Raw genomic sequence first — 18,910 nt, forward strand, 5'->3', positions numbered from 1 at the left:
CCTCAGCCCGTTTGTGATTGGAGAATTGCCTGCTGGTCCCTGAATTGTATTTTGTAAATCCTTTCATATGGGCCGCCGTTTTCCAGCAATTCATCATGTTTCCCTCTTTCGACAATCCTTCCGTTTTCAAGTACTAAAATTTCATCAGCATGCTTAAGAGATGAGATACGATGGGCGATGATAAATGTTGTTCTGCCTTTCATAACCTCACGCAAGCCTTCTTGAATTTTAAACTCTGTATCCATATCAACAGCACTCGTTGCATCGTCAAGAATTAAAATACTTGGATCTAGACAAATGGCACGGGCTATGGCAATTCTTTGTTTTTGCCCCCCTGATAAACCAAGTCCCCTCTCTCCGAGCATCGTATCATATCCATCAGGAAGTTCCATGATAAAATCATGGGCTTGTGCCATCTTAGCAGCATGAATAATATCTTCCATTGATGCTTCCGGTTTTCCATAAGCAATATTCGACTTAATCGTAGAAGAGAATAAGAATGATTCCTGCATTACAAAACCAATATTCGACCTTAAAGAATGAAGACTGTATTCATTAACCTTCTTTCCATCAATGTATACCGCTCCCCCTGCCGGCTCGTAAAATCTAGTCATCAGCTGTGTAATACTTGTTTTGCCGGATCCCGTTGACCCGATTAGTCCAATGACTTTTCCAGGCTGAGCTTTAAATGTAATTTCTTTTAAAGCTGCTTTTTCATCCCCAAAGTATTGAAGGGTCACATTATTAAATTCTACCTCTCCCGTTAAGCGTTCAGCTTGCAATGCATTTTCATTATCGGTTATTTCCTCGTCTGCTTCCAATATTTCCAGAAGCCTTTCACCTGAGGCCTTTGACTGGGAAAACATATTAATAGTAAAACCAAGAGTAATAATAGGATCAAGGATATAGCCAATCAGGCTATAAAATGCAACCAGTTCCCCAGGCTTTAAATCTCCATGGATAACGAGGTATCCACCGTAGCTCAATATGACAATAACTCCCACATTCCCCAAGAGTTCCATTAAAGGAAAATATTTCGCCCAGATATTAGAGGTTGATATTTCCCTATTTTTAAAGTCTTCATTCGAATTCATAAACTTGCTAGTCTGGAATCCTTCTCTTGAAAGAGATTTAACAGTATTTATTCCACTTATGTTTTCTTGCACATTTGTGTTTAATCTGCCAAATGATCGTCTTATGCCACGGAAAGCAGGATGAATCAGTTTATCAAAACGATAGACTGCTATTGCCAGGAAGGGCAAAGAAATCATCGTCATGAGTGTCAGTGAAACAGAATAATAAAACATCACACCAAAACATATTGAAAGTGTAAATACAAAGCGTAATAGTTCTGTAAATCCAAAAGAAAGAAAAAAGCGGAAACCTTCTACATCTGCTGTCAGCCTTGACATCAGATCACCTGTTTTGGCGTTGTCATAATAACGGAACGGCAGATATTGAAGCTTTTTATATAATTCATTCCGCAGTTTATACACAGAGGTTATACCAAACAAATCACCTGTGTACTGCTGCACGAAGGTTGCAAGCCCTCTAAAAATCATGACAGCAATAAATCCTAAGGCTAAATAAGGAATCCAACCATATTCTCCTTTCGTAATGCCGTCGTCAATTGTAATTTGCAAAATGATCGGATAAGCTACTGTAATGACATTTACAAAGAGCAATAGAACCATGGAAGTAAAGAATAAATGCCTATACGGCCAGTAAAAGCTTTTCAATTTTTTAAACGTATCCATTTTTTCCCCCCAGTTGTTCAATTTCATTTCACGTAATATTAAATATATCGGGTTTCGAAGTATTTTTCCATAATTTTTCATCAATTTTTAAAAATTTTTTAATAAATTTTTCTCTTTTGTTTTTTCGGAAATTACCCAGGAGAAAAGTATGTCAAACTATAGTCTTTTTTGAATTTCTATGTTGATAGCCTCACGTTTTTTACTAAGCCAAACCATAAAAAAAGAATGGAGAAATCCGCTCTCCATTCTTTAATATTTTAGATTTATTGTTTGCCGGCTTCTGTTTCATCAAGTACTCGATTCACACGTTTCTCAAGCATTTTCATGCCGCTTCCGCCTGCCTGGAAGTGGCGAAGCTTGCCTTCCTTATCAAAAACATAATATGCAGGCACATACTGATTTTCAAAGGCATCCGTAAGCTTATGCTCACTATCCACAAAAATAGGCTGAGTAATCCCATGTTCCGCTGCAGTTTTTTTAATATCTTCTATATTTAAATCATCCTCTGAACGAGGCATGTGGACTGCTACCACATTTAACTTATCCTTATATTTATCTCGAAACTCATTAACTTGAGGCATTGCTTCTTTACATAAATGGCAGCTAATGGACCAAAAATGGATAAGAGTGGGTTTTTCACCCACTAAATCTTCTTTCTTCACTTCCCCATTCAGCCATTCAACAGCTCCATTTAGTTCGGGCATTTGTTCACGAAGTTTCATATTATCCTCCCTTTTCTAAAAACATTACATACGATCTTCTGCTGAACCTTTTAAAAAAGGCCTAACAAAAGTCAGGCCTAAATCTTTAAAAAGATTAAACGTTAAGAGTAGCTTGTCCAGGCTTCCAGTTCGCAGGGCAAAGGCCGCCAGTTTGAAGAGCTTGAAGTACACGAAGAGTTTCATCTACATCACGGCCGATATTGTTATGGTTAACAACCTGGTACATTAATTCACCTTCAGGGCTAATAATGAATAATCCGCGAAGAGCCACACCTTCTTCTTCTATTAATACACCATAATCACGGGATACTGATTGGTTATGGTCTGCAGCTAATGGATAATTTAAATCACCAAGCCCATTCTCTTTACGATCTGTTTTAATCCAAGCTAAATGAGTATGAATAGTATCTGTAGATACTCCAATTACTTCAGCATCAAGATCTTCGAATTCATCATATCGATCAGATAATGCTGTAATTTCAGTAGGACAAACAAAAGTAAAATCCATTGGATAGAAGAAAAGAACCGTCCATTTGTCATTTTTCATGTTTTCTTCAAGGCTTACTTTGCCAAATTCTTTATTAGGCAATACTGCTTCCATTTCAAATCGAGGAGCTTGTTTTGCTACCATGCGTTCTGCCATTATAAATCCCTCCAAATGTTTTCAAATGATAAAGTAGAGATCATTTTCTCATTTACTTTTTATTAAATACATTGATATTATAATTTAAATCTAGATTTCAGTCAAATTTAATTAAAATAAATTTAAATAAAAAATTATTCTATTTATGGATAGTGCCCATACTTGTTTTGCCCCATTCGCCATGATTATAAACATGGTTTTAATTTCTACAGGAATAGTTTATCATTTCTATTGACGGGAATAAAACAAAACGCCCTGCAGCAAATTAACATCTTAGATACTAACTTTTTTGAAAGGATGATCCGTTTGAATATTGACCATTTAGCAAATTTTAATTGGACAGGACTTCTTATTAAAGCTGGAACCATTGTCCTGCAGATTATTGTGTTGTATATTATTTATCTTATAATTAGAAGCATCGGTACAAAAATAATACATACCATTTTTGTCAGGTATCAGGAAAGGCAGCATGTATCGGTTGGACGTGCCAAAACCTTGGAGCACCTAGTTAAAAATACATTTTCATATGTTCTTATCTTTTTCTTTTTTGTTACCGCTCTACAAAGTATTGGCATTGGCGTTACTAGTATATTGGCTGGTGCCGGCATCGTTGGTTTAGCAGTTGGATTTGGTGCTCAGGGATTAGTGAGTGACGTTGTTACAGGCTTCTTTCTTTTGCTTGAAAAACAAGTAGATGTTGATGACTATATAACAGTTGGTAATTTTAATGGGATTGTTGAGCAAGTAGGATTAAGGACTACTCAGCTTAGAGATTTTGATGGTACCCTGCATTTTATTCCAAATCGCCAAATAACGAGTTTAAGCAATCACTCTCGTGGAAATATGAGAGCCTTGGTTGATTTTCCAATTGATTACAATGAAGATTTAGACCAAGCCATCCAATCGATCCAAAATGCCTGCAAAGCAATTGCAAAAGGAGACAAAGCCATTGTGGATGGACCACATGTTCTCGGCGTAGAAACAGTTGATAGCTCGAAAGTGGTACTCAGAATCATCGCTAGAACACTAAACGGGGAACAATGGAATGTGGAAAGAAGGCTCAAAAAGGTAATAAAGGAAGCCCTCGCACAATCAGAGCAGGAAGGGTAAAAGAAAAGCGCAAGCGCCTTGCTCATCGGTGTACGGATTCCGTAGTCCCCGACAGATATAAAGGAAATACAGTGAGCATTATTTCTTATCCTTTTAAGAAAGTTTGGCCAGGCGTTAATGATGCCTGGCCAAACTTTTTTTTAAGCTTTATTAAAAGACTCTGTTGTTATTCAGTTCATTTTCAACAGAGTTGAATAACGAGCAAAGCTTAGCAAATAAACTTAACAGGACGGTTTATAAAGTTTGAAAATAATCGGTTAAAACAGATATGGCAAATTCTATTGCCTTCTCATCCGGCTGCAGTTTAGCGTGGTGAAGTCCAAAAGGTGATTGAACCCCAAGCCAAAACATAAAACCCGGAATTTCCTTAAGCATATATCCAAAATCTTCTCCTGTCATGGCTTCCTTGCATATAATTAAGCTTTCTTTTTGATTTTTTTCAAGATACTCGATAAAATGGGCAGTTCTTTCTGGATCATTGTAAACCTGATGGTACATTGAGCCGTAGTCTATATCGGCTTCACATTCAAATGCCGCTTCTATCCCTTTCACACAGGCTTCAATTCTCTTTTTGACAGTTGACATTGCTTCTGCAGAAAGTGTCCTTATTGTGCCTTCCAATCTTGCATTTTCCGCAATAATGTTCTGGACAGTTCCTCCAGTTATTTTCCCAACTGTTATGACAGCACTATCAAGAGGGTCTACGTTCCTTGAGACAATCGACTGCAGCTGCGTAACGAGATATGCTGATGCAACCACCATATCCTTTGTATGATGCGGATATGCAGCATGGCCTCCTTTGCCTTTTAGATCAATAAATAATTCCGAGGTATTAGCAAATAAAAGACCTTCTTTAACTGCTATTGTTCCCAATGGATACTCAGGAGCGATATGAAGGGCGAAAATGATATCCGGCCTCCACTCCTTCATCATTTCGCTCTCAAGCATAGGAGCAGCACCGCCTGGCCCTTCCTCTGCAGGCTGAAAAATGAACAATAGATCATCCTTCAACGGCTTTTTAACAAATGCGGTTAATACCCCTAGCGCAATGCTCATATGTACATCGTGGCCGCAGGCATGCATTTGTCCGGGGTGTTCAGACTTAAATGGCAGTCCTGTTTGCTCCTCAATAGGGAGTCCATCGATATCCGCCCTCCAACCAATAAGTTTCTCTGGTGCAGTTCCATGAACTTTTACAAACAGGCCCGTTTTCCATTTCCTAATTTCAACACGTTCTTTGGAAAGGCCTGACAAGTAGTTTAAAAGAAAGGCTTGTGTTTTAAACTCTTGATATCCAAGCTCAGGAATTTTATGCAGATCTCTTCTAATTTGAACAAACCGATTTACTTCTTCCAACTGTTTTCCCCCCATAAATAATAGTAAAGGCCCTGGCCAGAAGCTTCATAAAGCTTCCAGACCATGACCTTTAATCATTTGTGCCTTAGCAGGCCCCTGCTATTATAATTTTCTAAGCTCTTGTTTAATTTCTACTTTTGACTTTGTTTTTTCATCAATATCTTTTATTTTTCTAGCAGGTGTTCCTGCCACTACGGTATTCGGTTCTACATCGCTTACTACTATTGCGCCTGCCGCTACTACTGCACCTTTTCCAACTCTAACACCTTCAAGAATGACAGCGTTCGCTCCAACAAGAACGTCATCTTCAATGATGACAGGCTGAGCGGATGGCGGCTCAATTACTCCTGCCAGAACAGCACCAGCACCAATATGGCAGTTCTTTCCTACTGTAGCACGGCCGCCTAATACGGCATTCATATCAATCATCGTTCCGTCACCAATTACGGAACCGATATTGATTGAGGCACCCATCATGATGACAACATTATTGCCAATTTCGACTTGATCGCGAATAATGGCACCAGGCTCAATTCTGGCATTAATATTCTTCAGATCCAAGGTTGGAATGGCTGAATTTCTTCTGTCATTTTCCACCACATAATCTTCGATAGTTTCCTTATGTACTTCTAATGCATTTGATATTTCTGCCCATTCACCAAAAAGAACACCTGTGGAGCCATTTATAAAGGCTTTTGTTTCTTTGCCAAAATCGATGCCTTCCAGTTGCCCTTTTACATAAACCTTTACAGGGGTCATTTTTTTGCTATTTGATATAAAAGCGATGATTTCATTTGCATCCATCATTTTCATTATTATTCCTCCTAAGTGACTTTACTTTTACCCTATACTTAAGCATAAAGCAGTCTAATTTTCGTACACCTGAAAAATACTTTAGCAAACATGTCGAAACAGTACAAGTTAAATTACCTTTAAAATGTATGGGGTTGTGTTTCAAGGAATTCATTAACAACCTCTAAAAACGCCTGTACCTGTTTCAATTGAAACGCAGACTCATAACCAAGCAGCCACGTATCCCTCTTCAGCCTTTGTTCATGATCGCCTTGCAGCGGAATTTTATGAAGATCCTTTTCTGCCCCATTCAATGTGATTGCAGGCAGAATTGCATAGCCAATTCCATTAAAGGTCATTTGTTTACAGGTCTCAATTTGATCCACCACAATGGTCCTTTTTGGGGAAGTTTGGAATTCCCTGTGCCACCAATCCAAAATTTCCTGGTAATAATTCGAATCACTTTTAAATTGAATAAAAGGACGGTCTGTTTTCAACACATCTTCAATATGACGTATTTCTTTATCTACTAAATATAATGTATCCTCAAACAAGTGAACTTTTGGTCCTTTCCAGTCCGTTGACCCTCTTATAATTCCAATATGTACTTCATCATCGTATAAGGATTTAAGGATTTCACTGCTCCATCCAGTAATAAGGGAAATTTTTGCTTGAGGATATTTATTTACAAATTGCTTAAGTACCTGTGGCAGCCAGTTTTGTCCCACAATAGAAGCACAAGCAATTTTCAAGGTACCATGAACCTTTGAGTCGAGAGCCTGTATTTCCTCTTTCACTCTCTCACCCATTTCCAGAACATCATTCGCATAACGGATTACCAGTTCTCCTGAGGGGGTCAGGGTGAGCCCCTTTTGAGTGCGGATAAACAATTTGGTGTCCCATTGTTTTTCGAGGTTTTGCAGGCGTTGTGAAAGTGCGGGCTGCGAAACAAAAAGCCTTTCAGCAGCTTTGCGCATATTCATTTCCTGTGCTAAGACTGATAATAAATGAAAGTCAGAAAACGACATATTGAATACCTTACCTCATAAGATTTTCTTATATTATATAGTAATTTTTCACAACTTTCATTTATTCTTTTTAACTTGAGCATTTTTTGGAAGAAAAAATATAAACACCAAACTTACAGCAGCAAATAAGAAAACAACCCAATAGACTGTATGCAGCGAGGCGGTTAATGCATCCTGAATTATTCTTCTCACTGCTGGAGCAAGCTTGTCCCGTTCCTGCTGATTAAGAAGAGAATTTGTTGAGTTTAAAGTCAGTATATGTCCTGTCTGATCTCTTTTCCCGTTTAAAAAAACAGCAATGCGGCTATTAAGAATTCCACCCAGCAATGCAGCCCCTAAAGTATTTCCCAGATTTCTCATAAACATATTAGCTGCGGTAGCTATGCCGCGTTGTTCCCAATTTACACTTCCCTGTATCGACACAATAAATGCTGTTGATGTCATGCCCATCCCTACTCCTAATAAAAAGGAAGCTGCTGCTGCCCATATCGGACCGAAACCAGGCTGCATGGACACAAATAAGCATCCAGAAACCATAAATGCAAAAGCACCGATGAAGGCTGTTGTCCTTAAGCCGATTTTATATAGAAGCCTTCCGGAGATTGCTGAAGAAACCGGCCAGCCAATGGACATAGCCGTTAAGGTAAATCCTGCTACAGTTGCGTTTTTCTCCATTACTCCTTGCACAAAAGAAGGCAAATAGGTTGTAATTCCAATCATCATAATGCCAGCAGTGAAGGAAACCATATTGGCAATCCATATTGGCCTATGCCTCCATATTCCAAAAGGCATCATTGGATCGTCTGCACGTTTTTCTTGGTAAATAAAAAGGACAAACAATAGAATGGAACCTAATAAAAAGCTGAACGTTTTCATTGAACGCCATTTCCAATGAGACCCCGCTTCTACAAGAACAACCATTAATACAGAAAGGGCAGCCATAATGAGGATTGCTCCCCAATAATCAATTTTTGTTTTCACAGACTGGCGGGACTCTCGATGAAAAAGCAAAAGTCCTGCTACTGAGAGCAGTCCCAATGGAATGTTAATCCAAAAAACTAATCGCCAGCTCGCAAATTGCACAAGCAGCCCTCCTGCTGCAGGTCCTGCGATAGCTGAAATTCCCCAAACGCTCGATAAATAGCCTTGAACTTTCGCTCTTTCTTCATTCGAATATATATCTCCCACGATTGTACTAGCTACCGGCATAATGGCTCCTGCCCCGAATCCTTGTATAAATCTAAATACAATTAATTGATGGATATTGTCAGCCAATCCACAAAGGGTGGACCCGATCAAAAAAATTAGAATCCCAAAAATCAATACTGGCTTCCGTCCGAGTAAATCAGCCAATTTCCCATAAATAAGAACGGTTACAGTATTCATAAGTAAATAGGCTGAGAAAACCCAGCTATATAAGGAAAAGCCGCCTAAATCATTAACGATGGAGGGCATGGCCGTCGCAATAATTGTTCCTTCAATTGCACCCATAAATTGAGCGAGCATAATAGATACTAATATATATATGCGCTTTGAACGGTTACCCTGCATTGTTTCAGTTTGGCTCATAATTCTTCTCCTATATTGTAATACACCCTGGGATTACTTTCTTTAAGGCTTGCTTAAGCATATCCTGCTTACTTCATAAAAGAATGCGGCTCCCAAATGGGAGCCTCTTTAAAAATGATTTAATTTATGAACATGCTCGTTCAGTTTTTTCAAAAGCATTCTTCTGGTAAAAATCCCAGCAAATAAACCTGAGTCATCCTCGACACATAAAAAAGGATGATCTACTAAAAGGCCCAGTGCTTTTTCAAATTGGTCGTCAATATGTAAACGTGGAATTTCCCTCGTCATCACACTTTCTACTTTAATATCACTTAATTTTTCAAATTCTATACGTTCCAACCCTAATATGGCTTCGGTAATACCGGAGGAACTAATCAGTCCATGCAGGGTAAATTTCGCATCCAATACAGGAATGGCCGAATAGCCGCTTTTGGTTAAAACTAAAAGGGCGTGCTCAAGATTATTGCCCAATTGTACATGCGCAACTTTCTCAGATTCAATCATAAAATGACTGATTTTTGGCTCTAAAAAATCCTTGCTTTGTAAGGAAATCATTCGAAAACTCCTCTTTGTTATTGGCTCTGTGAAAGCTTAATATTGATATTGACCCGTTGGTGATTGCAACGGAGGGCGCAAGACTCCTGCTTAAAATAGCGGGTTAACGGAGAGACTTTTCAACCGCAAAACGCAGGGAAACGAGCACCTGGGTGGGAAATCAACAGGCATGACTACCAGAGCCTTGTAATTAAATATTCCCTAGAATATTTTAGCACAGAACAAAAGGATAGGAAGGAGTTACCTGCGGTTTTCAAAATAATTTCTTATTTGATTTTTCAATTCAATTATTTCCTTTTTTGTACTTATTAATTCAGCTGCCATTATCAGCATTAAAAGCAAATGAATTCCAAGAAGTATATATATATAAATCATTCCATTTTTCCTCCTTTTCCTTCCTATTATCAATAAATGCAAAAGTATTATTTATAACCATTATACATACCATTATAGAGCATAGCTTTTTTATGATTATAAACGGTCTTTGAGAAAGGCTCTTTTCGTAAACTTCATTGCTATTTGACAAAAAAATGATTAATAGTTCAGGGTCAGTATTAAAACTTGCGAATAGTTTATGAAAAGATGCCATGAAGACAGACTATATTCGGAATGATCAATGTTATTCAATTATACTTCGAGCTTTAACTGAGACAATGGTTGTGCTCTGGTTTTCCGCTGGTTGATTTGCGCTTTTAGGGACTCGCTTTCCGCGGGGCGGCCTGGAGCCTCATCATTGCACGCTCCTGCGGGGTCGTCTCCCCGTTCCCACTTTTCTAAGCAGCAGTCTCGTGCCTCCAGCTCCATTCATAATAAGCAGTGTAAAATACATTGAGCTTTAACAGATCCTATGAAATAAAAATTTTATACTTTATCCAAAAAAATAAAGGTGTGACTAAAAAGTCATCACCTTTGCATGAAAAAATAATTATGAAAGTTTATTCCTGATTGGCTTCCTGAACCAGATCAAAGATTTCAATGGATGTTATGTCAAGGTCATCAAATTGATACTTGTTTGTTTTCTTATCGTCATCGTATACTTCCAGTTCAAAAGTATCTGTCGCAGGAAAATATTTCACCTGGCATAATGTTTTCCCATTTACCTCAAAACGGCGCTGTTGTACTTCACCGCTGTCTTTCGCTTCCTGCATGGTTTTTAATCTTTGGATAATCCCTAATAGTTGAGACATATCTATACTCCTTTCAAATAATCAAACAGCATTTATACATGCTGTTTGAAATCATGGCATCTTCTAAAATGATGATTTTTCATCTTTTAATGATGAATACTCCCACAAGGAATTTTACAGCAAATTTCGATGTTGTGAAAGGCTATTAAGGTTTTTTTTATTATTCAGCGTGTAAAATTTTATTATTTTCGTTTAAGAAGTCCCTCCAAGCGATATTTGTCTGATATTATCATTCCCTAACATTTCTTTTTCACGCAAAAAGAAAGTTCAAAAACAAATATTTCTGAAAAAAAGTGCATAAAATCAAGAAATCCTTCACTTATTAATCTATAAGATGGAGATATTTTAAGGTTGGAATGAATGTGTTTTATTATTGAATATTCTAATAAATAGGGTTATAGTAAAGTTAATAAATTCTATATTTTAGATGATTGAGGAAACCCAATTTCTACAAGTTCATTATACTATTTTTTCACGGAGAGGAGAAATACATATGGAATTTGGAGTCGGGAAGATCATTTTACTTCTTATTGTAGCGTTATTAGTATTCGGGCCTAAAAAGCTCCCAGCCATCGGAAAAGCCGCCGGGCAGGCACTGGGAGAATTTAAAAAGGGATTAAACAACCTAGGGAAAGAATCAGAAACCGAGATTGATCCAGACGAAAAAAAATAAAAAAGGCTCCCAAAACTTTCAATGGTTTCCCATCCTATGGGGGCCTTTTTTATTTAGCGGTCTTTCCGTAAAAGATATGTTTACGAAAAGATTTATTTAGGAAGACAATTTATCGATATATCCATTGCTTCTAAAATTGTAATCTATTTTAAAATAGCAGCTTCTTTTTTAAAGGCTCTGTTAAAGGATACTGTTGTTTTTTAGCTCAATTCTTTCTTTACTGTAAAATGAGCTAAAAAACGAGCAGTTATCAACATTGAAATTCAACACAGCCTTTTTAAAAAGGGTGCTGATTCAACCACTGTCCTCCATCCAATGTGATACATTCACCATTCATATAAGCTGCTTGATCGGAGAGAATAAAATAAGCTAAATCCGCTATTTCTTCCGGCGTTCCCAGCCTGCCTAGGGGCACGCTTTTTATTGTACGCTTTGCAGCTTCTTCGGATTCCCACAGTTTATCTGAACCTCCTGTACGTTCTATAGGACCGGGTGCAATGGCATTCACTCGAATCCCGTACTTTATGCCCCATTCAACTGCAAGAGTTCTTGTCATCGACAATACACCGGCCTTAGCCGCTGCAGAATGGATGACACCTGCTCCTGCTCCCCATGCGTATGTAGCAACCATATTTATCATGCTGCCTTTCACTTGTTTTTCAATCCAATAATGACCGACTGCCCTTGAGCAATAAAAAGTTCCATTTAAAACAATGTTAATCACCGAATTCCAGCCATTTACGGATAATTTTTCGGCTGGACAAATAAAATTGCCTGCTGCATTATTCACTAGATAATCAATTCTTCCAAAAGCCTTATCTGTCTCGTGAACCATTCTTTCGACATCCTCTGGCTCTCTGACGTCCATAGGAATGGTTAATATGTCTGAATGAATCTCTTTCAATTCTCTTTCCACTTCATTTAACCGTTCTTCGCTTCTTCCAGTGACTACCACCTTCGCCCCTGCTTTGGCAAATCTTAACGCCATGTATTTTCCCATACCGCTTGAACCGCCTGTAATAATTACGACTTTATCCTTCACGCTGACCCCTCCAATGAATGAGTATTCACTCATAATTGTACCATGAAAGCGCTACTCATTTTACTATTATTCAATTAATATTTGAAATTATCTATTTAAAATGTTGTTGATATTTGATACACAGACCTTTAATTCCTGGCTCTCTGTAATATTGCCTGTTGATTTCCTCTAAGGTACACGCTTTCCGCGAGCGGCATTGCCCCTCTTTTTCCCCTGGAATCCAGCCTACCTGCTGACTTCACCATTGACTGCATTTAAAAATAAACTTCAGCAGAGAGAAATAAATAAAGGAGCCAGACTGAAAAGGATTTTTCCAGCCGGCTCCTTATAAACTTTTAAAACGGTACTTTGATATTAATCTTCTTTTTTATTCAACAACGACTCATTTAATCTGGTAATGGCACGAATAATGGCTTTTTTTCGATGGTAGCCTTTTACAGATATAGTTACGCCGTTATAGTCTATATATACCTGTCCCCTCGATCCAAGTGGTATGAACCCGTATGAGAAAATTTTTACATTTCCCGTCTCTGTAGGGACAATCATAATGTCCATTTGCTTGTGTTGCTTTAACATGCACATTTCTCCTTTCCTCCTCGTTTTACTGAACCTTCTTTTCTTGCTAAATGAAGTGTATGAAGAAATACATTTGTTTAAAGAGAAGGTTGCGGTACTAAATACTAGTAAAATGAGATAAAGTGAGATACCTTATTAAGCCATTATAAAAAATATACATGTATACCCAGCAGATTTCAACCAAAAAAGCCTTGTATGATCAAGTTGGCCGCTGTATCGACGAAATATCTAATTCTTCCCAATATATACAGAATAAAAAAAATCAAGCAATGAGCAATATTGTTTTAAGATTGCTTATGCTTGATTCCTATACGGGTAAGAGAATACACCTAGTAAAATGCATTAAACGCATTCTAACTTTTTTTCAATTTCTTCGGCGGTTACGGGCTTACTGAAGTAAAAGCCTTGTGCTTTTTGGCACCTGGCTGAAAGCAAAAATTGCACCTGACCCTTTTCCTCCACTCCTTCAGCCACTACTTCCATCCCCAAATTATGCGCTAAATGAATAATTGTTTTGGTTATGGCAGCGTCCTTTTCATTTACTTGAATTTCTTTAACAAAGGATTGATCGATTTTTAAAATATCAATTGGGAATTGTTTGAGATAATTTAAGGATGAATACCCTGTTCCAAAATCATCTACTGAAATAATAACTCCTATTTCCTTTAATCTCTGGAGCATGGTAAGAGTTACTCTTGTATCCTCCATAGCTCCTTCAGTTATTTCAATTTCAAGGGAAGATGGCTGCAGACCATATTTCTGAAGTGCTTCACAAATCGTAACGGGCAAACTTGGCTGTTGGAATTGCTTAGGCGATATATTTACAGCTACCCGTATATCTTTGTACCCTTTTAAATGCCATTCTGAAATTTGACGGCACACCGTTTCAATCACCCATTCTCCAATTGAAATAATTAAACCCGTCTCTTCTGCAAGAGGGATAAATTGAGCAGGTGGCACGTTCCCAAATTTCCGGTTATTCCAACGGAGCAATGCTTCAAAGCTAGTTGTTCTTCCCGTATTTAAGTTTACCTGCGGCTGATAATGAATGGTAAACTCGTTCTTTTCAATGGCCTTCCGCAGGTGAGATTCCATAAGGATATAGCTGGGAAATGCTTCATTCATATCTGAACGGTAAAACTGAAAATGCCCTCTCCCTTTTTGTTTTACTCTATAGAGGGCACTATCCGCGTTTTTTATCAGACTTTCAGCATCTTTTCCATCTGAGGGATACATACTGATCCCAATTGAAGGGGTTATATAGTAGTCCTGCTCATTTATCATGAAGGGTTCATGGAATATGACAAGAAGTTTTTGTGCAATTGTACAAACTTTTTTCCTATCGCTGTCTTTCAAAACAATGACAAATTCATCTCCGCCTTGCCGGTAAAGATGCGTTTCCTTTAAAAACAATCCCTTCAATCGTTTTGCAATTTGTCTGAGTAATTCATCGCCTGCCTGATGTCCAAATGTATCATTAAAATATTTAAAGCGGTCTATATCCATATATAGAACGGCAAAATTCACTTGATCTCCACCTGATTTTTCCACCAGTCCCGTTAAATCCTCCATTAACGACCGCCTGTTTCCCAACCCTGTCAAATAATCATGGTAAGCCATATACTCAATTGTCTGCAGATTTTTTGTGTTTTCTGTAATATCTCGAACAACGATGTAAACGGAAGTAACTTGATCGCCAGTATAAAAAGGGACAAGCTTAAGCTGTGCTTTAACTTCATTCCCGAAAGGACTTAGGATAAGATGACAAAAGGGCTCTTGGTTTATCCCTTTAAAAGCGGCATCCAGAAGATTTTTCAACTTTAGAGTTTTTTCCTGCTCAAAAAGGCTGTAAATGGAAATATTCTCAAGCTCGTTTTCCGGAATACCAAGCAATTTGCCCATAGCATTATTGGCTTCTATTATCGAGCCATCTTCGTGGATTGATATGACTCCATCCGAATTAGATTCAAATAATGGATGCCGGGAAAACTCTTCAATGAGAGAACTCACTTCCCTTGTTATTGAAATAATGCACTGGATATTTCCTTCATTATCCTTCATTCCTTCTAAATGGGTCTCGTAGGATTGAATCTGATTATTTCTCTGTACTGTTTCTTTAACCCAAAAAGGCCGCTTTGTATCCACAACTTTTTGAAAGCTTGAATATACTGCTTGGAAATCTTCAGCATTCACTAATTCTTCTATAAGCTTTCCCGCATTCCCCATATTAATGTTACCAATTCCAAGTCCATCTTCGTTAGCAAATAACAGACGAAATGTAGGCCCAGGCTCTACACCAACAATATAAATAAATTCAGCTCTTTCTTTGTTAAATGGAATAGGATGTCTCTTGTACACGGCTGGCATAGCATTTTTAATCTGATTCATACAATCATCCTTTTTAATAACCCCTAATATTGTTTATTATTTATATATTAATCATTTTACAAGGAAAAAGTCGAAATTAATAGAATGTTAGCAAGAATAAATGATAACGAAAAAATCATGTTGATTTAAAAATTTATTACTATGTAAACAGACCTCCATTTTTTATTTCGGTTAAAAATAGAGAAGGTTTAGCGTTTTTTCATTTTCCTCCCATACCATTCATCAATATTCATTGCACCAAGCCTTTGGTTAATAGTACTTTCATGAAAACTTTGTTAAAGAACACTGTTGTTTTTAACACGGATAAGCTAAAAAACGAGCAGTTATCCGCATTGGAATTTAACACAGCCTTCATGAAAAAAAGAAGCCTGCTTTAAAAATGGATATCCCTGTGACTGGAACATCATCTTTAAGCAGGCACTGTTATATTATTCTTTCATAGAGATAAATGGCCACCAATTGGCTTTGCCCAGTAATTTCACAATAACCGGAATCAGCAGCGGCAAGAAGATTAAAGCATAGAACAATAAACCTGTGAGGACAATTGTTGCTATTTCCAGCAAGGACAATACTCCTGATGGCAGCATGGCTGCAAATGTTCCTGCCAGAATAATAGCAGCAGATATAATAACCGTCCCCATATTTTTCATTGCCATCAGAATACCTTCTTTTACTTGTAAGTGGCGATACTCAGTGAATCGGTCCATTAAGAATATAGAATAATCTATTCCGAGAGCCATAAGAATAACAAAGCCAAAGAAAGGGACAGCCCAGCTGATTCCTGAGTAGCCAAGTATATGCTCAAACACAATTTCTGTTACAGAAATAGAACAGTAATAGGTTAAAAGGAGAGAAGCAATCATATAAATTGGCATGATCAGTGACCTTAACATGATGACCAAAGCGATAAAAATACCTATAAGCATCAGTGAAACAGTGCGGCTATAATCGGATTTGGACATGGTTTGCAGGTCATGGTTCATACTCGAAACTCCGCCAATTCCAATTTGGGCATTTTCAAGCTTTGTGCCTTTCAATGAGCGTTTTATGGTATCAGAAATTTTCTCTACTGTATCAATTGCTTGATTAGAATATGGATTTTGGTCTAATACAATGTCAAAAGTGGCCATTTTTCCATCTTTTGAAACATACGCATCAAAAGATTTTTGAAAATCCTTATTTGTCAAAAGTTCGTCTGGAATATAGACACCGGCGTCTTTCAGGCTGGCAGTTTGAGAAAGCTTATTTAAGTAATTGCCGGTTTTGTCAAGGCCAGTGCCAATTTGGTTTAGGCCATCCACGCTTTGGTTTAAGCCGGAAGACAGTTGATCCAGCTGCCCGCCAAGTGAACCAAATCCTTCTTGAAGCTGCGACTGTCCGTCTGCAATCTTTCCAAGCCCGTATGTCACATCTGGCAGCTTGCCAATCACCTGCGACTGTCCATCTGCCGCCTGGGCTATCCCATTTTCTAAGCTTGCCAGTCCGCTGATGATTGGAGTGAAGCCTGATTCAAACTTGCCTAATCCGCCTGTAATTTGTGAAAGGGCTGAATTTGCCTGGCTTAAACCATTATTTAAATCAGACAGCTTGCTGTTCAAAATGGATGCTGTTCCATTCGCAATGGCAATGTTTTTCATCGTTCCTTGAAATTGAGGATCAGCTGCAATTTCCGGATGGCGCCCGGCAAGTTCCTTCAAATTAACTGAGGCTTGATTTAATTGAGAAGGAATGGCCTCGTAATTTTTTAAGATTTCTCCTACTCCGTTATGAATTTCATCATAATGACTGAGCAGGGTTTGAGTACTGCTTTGTAAAAAAGCTGCCTGTTTTTGTGCCTGCTCTACTCCAGCTTTTAAATCTCCCGCTCCTTTAGAGCCTGAACGAATTCCTTTTTCAATTTTAGTTAAGGCTGTTTGCAGATCTCCAATGCCGGATTGCAGACTTTTCGTTCCCGTTTGTAAGCTTCCAATTCCTGAAGTAGCTTGATTAATTTTCGGCTTGGAATCAGAAAGGTTTTGAGCAGCGCTGTTTAAACCATTTTTTATTTTGTCTATTCCTTTATTTCCCTTTTGAATTCCTTGACTTAGGGAACCCGCTTGTTTTTTCACATAGATTTCTTTCATGATTTCACCAAGCGGACGTGTTGCACTCCTCACTTTATCTACATGGCTGACAGTTGCCACATCATTATTTATTTTTTCCATCAGCCCAAGATAATCCTTGGATTTCATTGACACATCATTTTCCAGTACAACTTCAACCGGCATGATGTTTCCAGGCCCGAAGCTGTCTGCTACGAGATTAAATGCTCTCACCGATTCATATTTATTTCCGACTTCATCCAGTGAATTATAGGAAAGCTTTCCGTCGTAGCTGATCAACAGAGGAATGGTTATGATGGCAACGATCCCAACAGCTATAAGGGGCCTTGCTATCGCCAAATTGCCCATACGGCCCCACAATTTACTTTGAGAATGTGAGATATCCCCTTTAACAGGCCAGAAAAGACCTTTTTTCAAGGTAGCCATAAAGAAAGGCACAATCGTCAACAATGCGATTAATAAGAAAACAATTCCTATAGCAACGGCAGAAGCAGATTGATAGAGCTTAAAACTCGCAAAACCGATGGAAGCAAATCCTATTAAAACTGCAATCCCGCTAAAAAGAACTGTTTTTCCTGCAGTTTTATAGGTGCTGATGATAGCGGGAATGGTCTCCTTCCCGCTGGATAGCTCCTCTTTATAGCGGCTAAGAAGTAAAATACAATAATCCGTACCTACTCCAAATAAAACTGCCACTAAAAATATTTGTGTAAAGTTAGATAAAGGAAAATTAACCTTATCTACTAAAATAGCAACAACAGATTGGCTAATAATATACGAAAATCCAACCGTAATTAAAGGAATAAGCGGAGCAACCACCGACCGGAAAACGAGTACTAATACTGCAAGAATAAAGACAAAAGTAATAATTTCCGTTTTCTTTAGTCCTGCCTGAGAGCTAATAACCACGTCCTCATTTATAAGCGCCTCCCCCGTCATCATGGTTTCTACATTTGGTGTCTTTATTGCCTTGTCCAGACGGGAGCGGATATCCTTTATTTCCTGGTTCCCCTTATTTATATCCAGCAGGGCCAGCATGGTTTTTCCATCCTTTGAAACCAACTGATTCTTCAGGTCCTTTTGGTCGAAATAGTTTGTAATATCACGGATACTGAGATCTTTCTCATCATCTTTTAATCTATCAATTGTTGTATGGATATTTTGCATCTGGCTTGTGCCGAGTTTTTGAGCGCTATGAAAAACGACAATAAAGGATTCCGTGTTTTTGTCCTTTGATGAATGCCTTGCTTTTATTTCTTCTGCTATTTTAGAAGGATAGCCATCCGGAACAGAAATTTGACCCTTATCCCTAACAAGGCCCTCCATTCCCGGAGCTTTCCATGCCAGCAAAAATACAGCCAGCACCCAAAGGAGCAGTACCACCCAGCGAAAACGAACGATTAATCTCAT

16 protein-coding genes are annotated in these 18,910 nt (G+C 38.2%); 2 read left to right on the plus strand and 14 right to left on the minus strand.

All coding sequences use genetic code 11. The features are described from left to right. Positions 1-2: 2 nt before the first annotated feature. The 3 genes from A5N88_RS08800 to A5N88_RS08810 form a co-directional block, all read right to left on the minus strand. Positions 3-1,757, minus strand: coding sequence for an ABC transporter ATP-binding protein (locus tag A5N88_RS08800; protein ID WP_066264919.1), 1,755 nt, complete (start codon positions 1,755-1,757; stop codon positions 3-5). A 263-nt stretch (positions 1,758-2,020) separates the two neighbouring features. Further along, entirely contained in the window at positions 2,021-2,479 is a 459-nt protein-coding gene (locus A5N88_RS08805; RefSeq protein WP_066264921.1) for a TlpA disulfide reductase family protein, read from the minus strand. Between the two features lie 94 nt (positions 2,480-2,573). After that, complete coding sequence (locus A5N88_RS08810; RefSeq protein ID WP_066264922.1) at positions 2,574-3,122, minus strand: peroxiredoxin; 549 nt, start codon at positions 3,120-3,122, stop codon at positions 2,574-2,576. A 297-nt stretch (positions 3,123-3,419) separates the two neighbouring features. Here A5N88_RS08810 and A5N88_RS08815 point away from each other — a divergent pair, with 297 nt between their 5' ends. Then, entirely contained in the window at positions 3,420-4,232 is an 813-nt protein-coding gene (locus A5N88_RS08815) for a mechanosensitive ion channel family protein (RefSeq protein ID WP_066270381.1), read from the plus strand. Between the two features lie 234 nt (positions 4,233-4,466). Here the strand turns inward: A5N88_RS08815 and A5N88_RS08820 are convergent, their stop codons facing one another. The 7 genes from A5N88_RS08820 to A5N88_RS08845 all read right to left on the minus strand — a co-directional run bounded on the left by A5N88_RS08820 (position 4,467) and on the right by A5N88_RS08845 (position 10,719). Next, a complete protein-coding gene (locus A5N88_RS08820; protein ID WP_157090629.1) occupies positions 4,467-5,588 on the minus strand; it encodes an N-acetyldiaminopimelate deacetylase in 1,122 nt (373 codons plus the stop codon). 102 nt (positions 5,589-5,690) lie between these two features. After that, complete coding sequence (dapD, locus tag A5N88_RS08825; RefSeq protein ID WP_066264924.1) at positions 5,691-6,401, minus strand: 2,3,4,5-tetrahydropyridine-2,6-dicarboxylate N-acetyltransferase; 711 nt, start codon at positions 6,399-6,401, stop codon at positions 5,691-5,693. A gap of 119 nt (positions 6,402-6,520) precedes the next feature. Further along, on the minus strand, positions 6,521-7,408 hold the full coding sequence (gene ccpC, locus A5N88_RS08830; protein ID WP_066264925.1) for a transcriptional regulator CcpC: 888 nt from the start codon (positions 7,406-7,408) through the stop codon (positions 6,521-6,523). 57 nt (positions 7,409-7,465) lie between these two features. Then, complete coding sequence (locus tag A5N88_RS08835; protein ID WP_066264927.1) at positions 7,466-8,977, minus strand: MDR family MFS transporter; 1,512 nt, start codon at positions 8,975-8,977, stop codon at positions 7,466-7,468. A 108-nt stretch (positions 8,978-9,085) separates the two neighbouring features. After that, entirely contained in the window at positions 9,086-9,532 is a 447-nt protein-coding gene (gene cbpB / locus A5N88_RS08840) for a cyclic-di-AMP-binding protein CbpB (protein WP_066264929.1), read from the minus strand. A 240-nt stretch (positions 9,533-9,772) separates the two neighbouring features. Continuing rightward, positions 9,773-9,907: a hypothetical protein gene (locus A5N88_RS26100; protein WP_260525549.1), complete on the minus strand. Its 135-nt coding sequence runs from the start codon at positions 9,905-9,907 to the stop codon at positions 9,773-9,775. Positions 9,908-10,467: 560 nt separating this feature from the next. After that, on the minus strand, positions 10,468-10,719 hold the full coding sequence (locus tag A5N88_RS08845; protein WP_066264932.1) for a YkuJ family protein: 252 nt from the start codon (positions 10,717-10,719) through the stop codon (positions 10,468-10,470). 493 nt (positions 10,720-11,212) lie between these two features. Here A5N88_RS08845 and A5N88_RS08850 point away from each other — a divergent pair, with 493 nt between their 5' ends. Continuing rightward, positions 11,213-11,392 carry a Sec-independent protein translocase subunit TatA/TatB gene (locus A5N88_RS08850; protein ID WP_066264933.1) on the plus strand — a complete coding sequence of 60 codons (180 nt, stop codon included), beginning with the start codon at positions 11,213-11,215 and terminating at the stop codon, positions 11,390-11,392. A 277-nt stretch (positions 11,393-11,669) separates the two neighbouring features. Here A5N88_RS08850 and fadH read toward each other — a convergent pair whose 3' ends face one another. From fadH to A5N88_RS08870, 4 genes are all read right to left on the minus strand, one after another. Continuing rightward, positions 11,670-12,467, minus strand: coding sequence for a 2,4-dienoyl-CoA reductase (gene fadH, locus A5N88_RS08855; RefSeq protein WP_198160207.1), 798 nt, complete (start codon positions 12,465-12,467; stop codon positions 11,670-11,672). Positions 12,468-12,788: 321 nt separating this feature from the next. Further along, complete coding sequence (locus tag A5N88_RS08860; RefSeq protein WP_066264937.1) at positions 12,789-13,010, minus strand: hypothetical protein; 222 nt, start codon at positions 13,008-13,010, stop codon at positions 12,789-12,791. A 342-nt stretch (positions 13,011-13,352) separates the two neighbouring features. Further along, complete coding sequence (locus A5N88_RS08865) at positions 13,353-15,398, minus strand: sensor domain-containing protein (protein WP_232317551.1); 2,046 nt, start codon at positions 15,396-15,398, stop codon at positions 13,353-13,355. Between the two features lie 428 nt (positions 15,399-15,826). Then, positions 15,827-18,910 carry an MMPL family transporter gene (locus A5N88_RS08870; RefSeq protein ID WP_066264938.1) on the minus strand — a complete coding sequence of 1,028 codons (3,084 nt, stop codon included), beginning with the start codon at positions 18,908-18,910 and terminating at the stop codon, positions 15,827-15,829.

Source organism: Heyndrickxia acidicola (assembly GCF_001636425.1).
Taxonomy (GTDB): Bacteria; Bacillota; Bacilli; order Bacillales; family Bacillaceae_C; genus Bacillus_AE; species Bacillus_AE acidicola.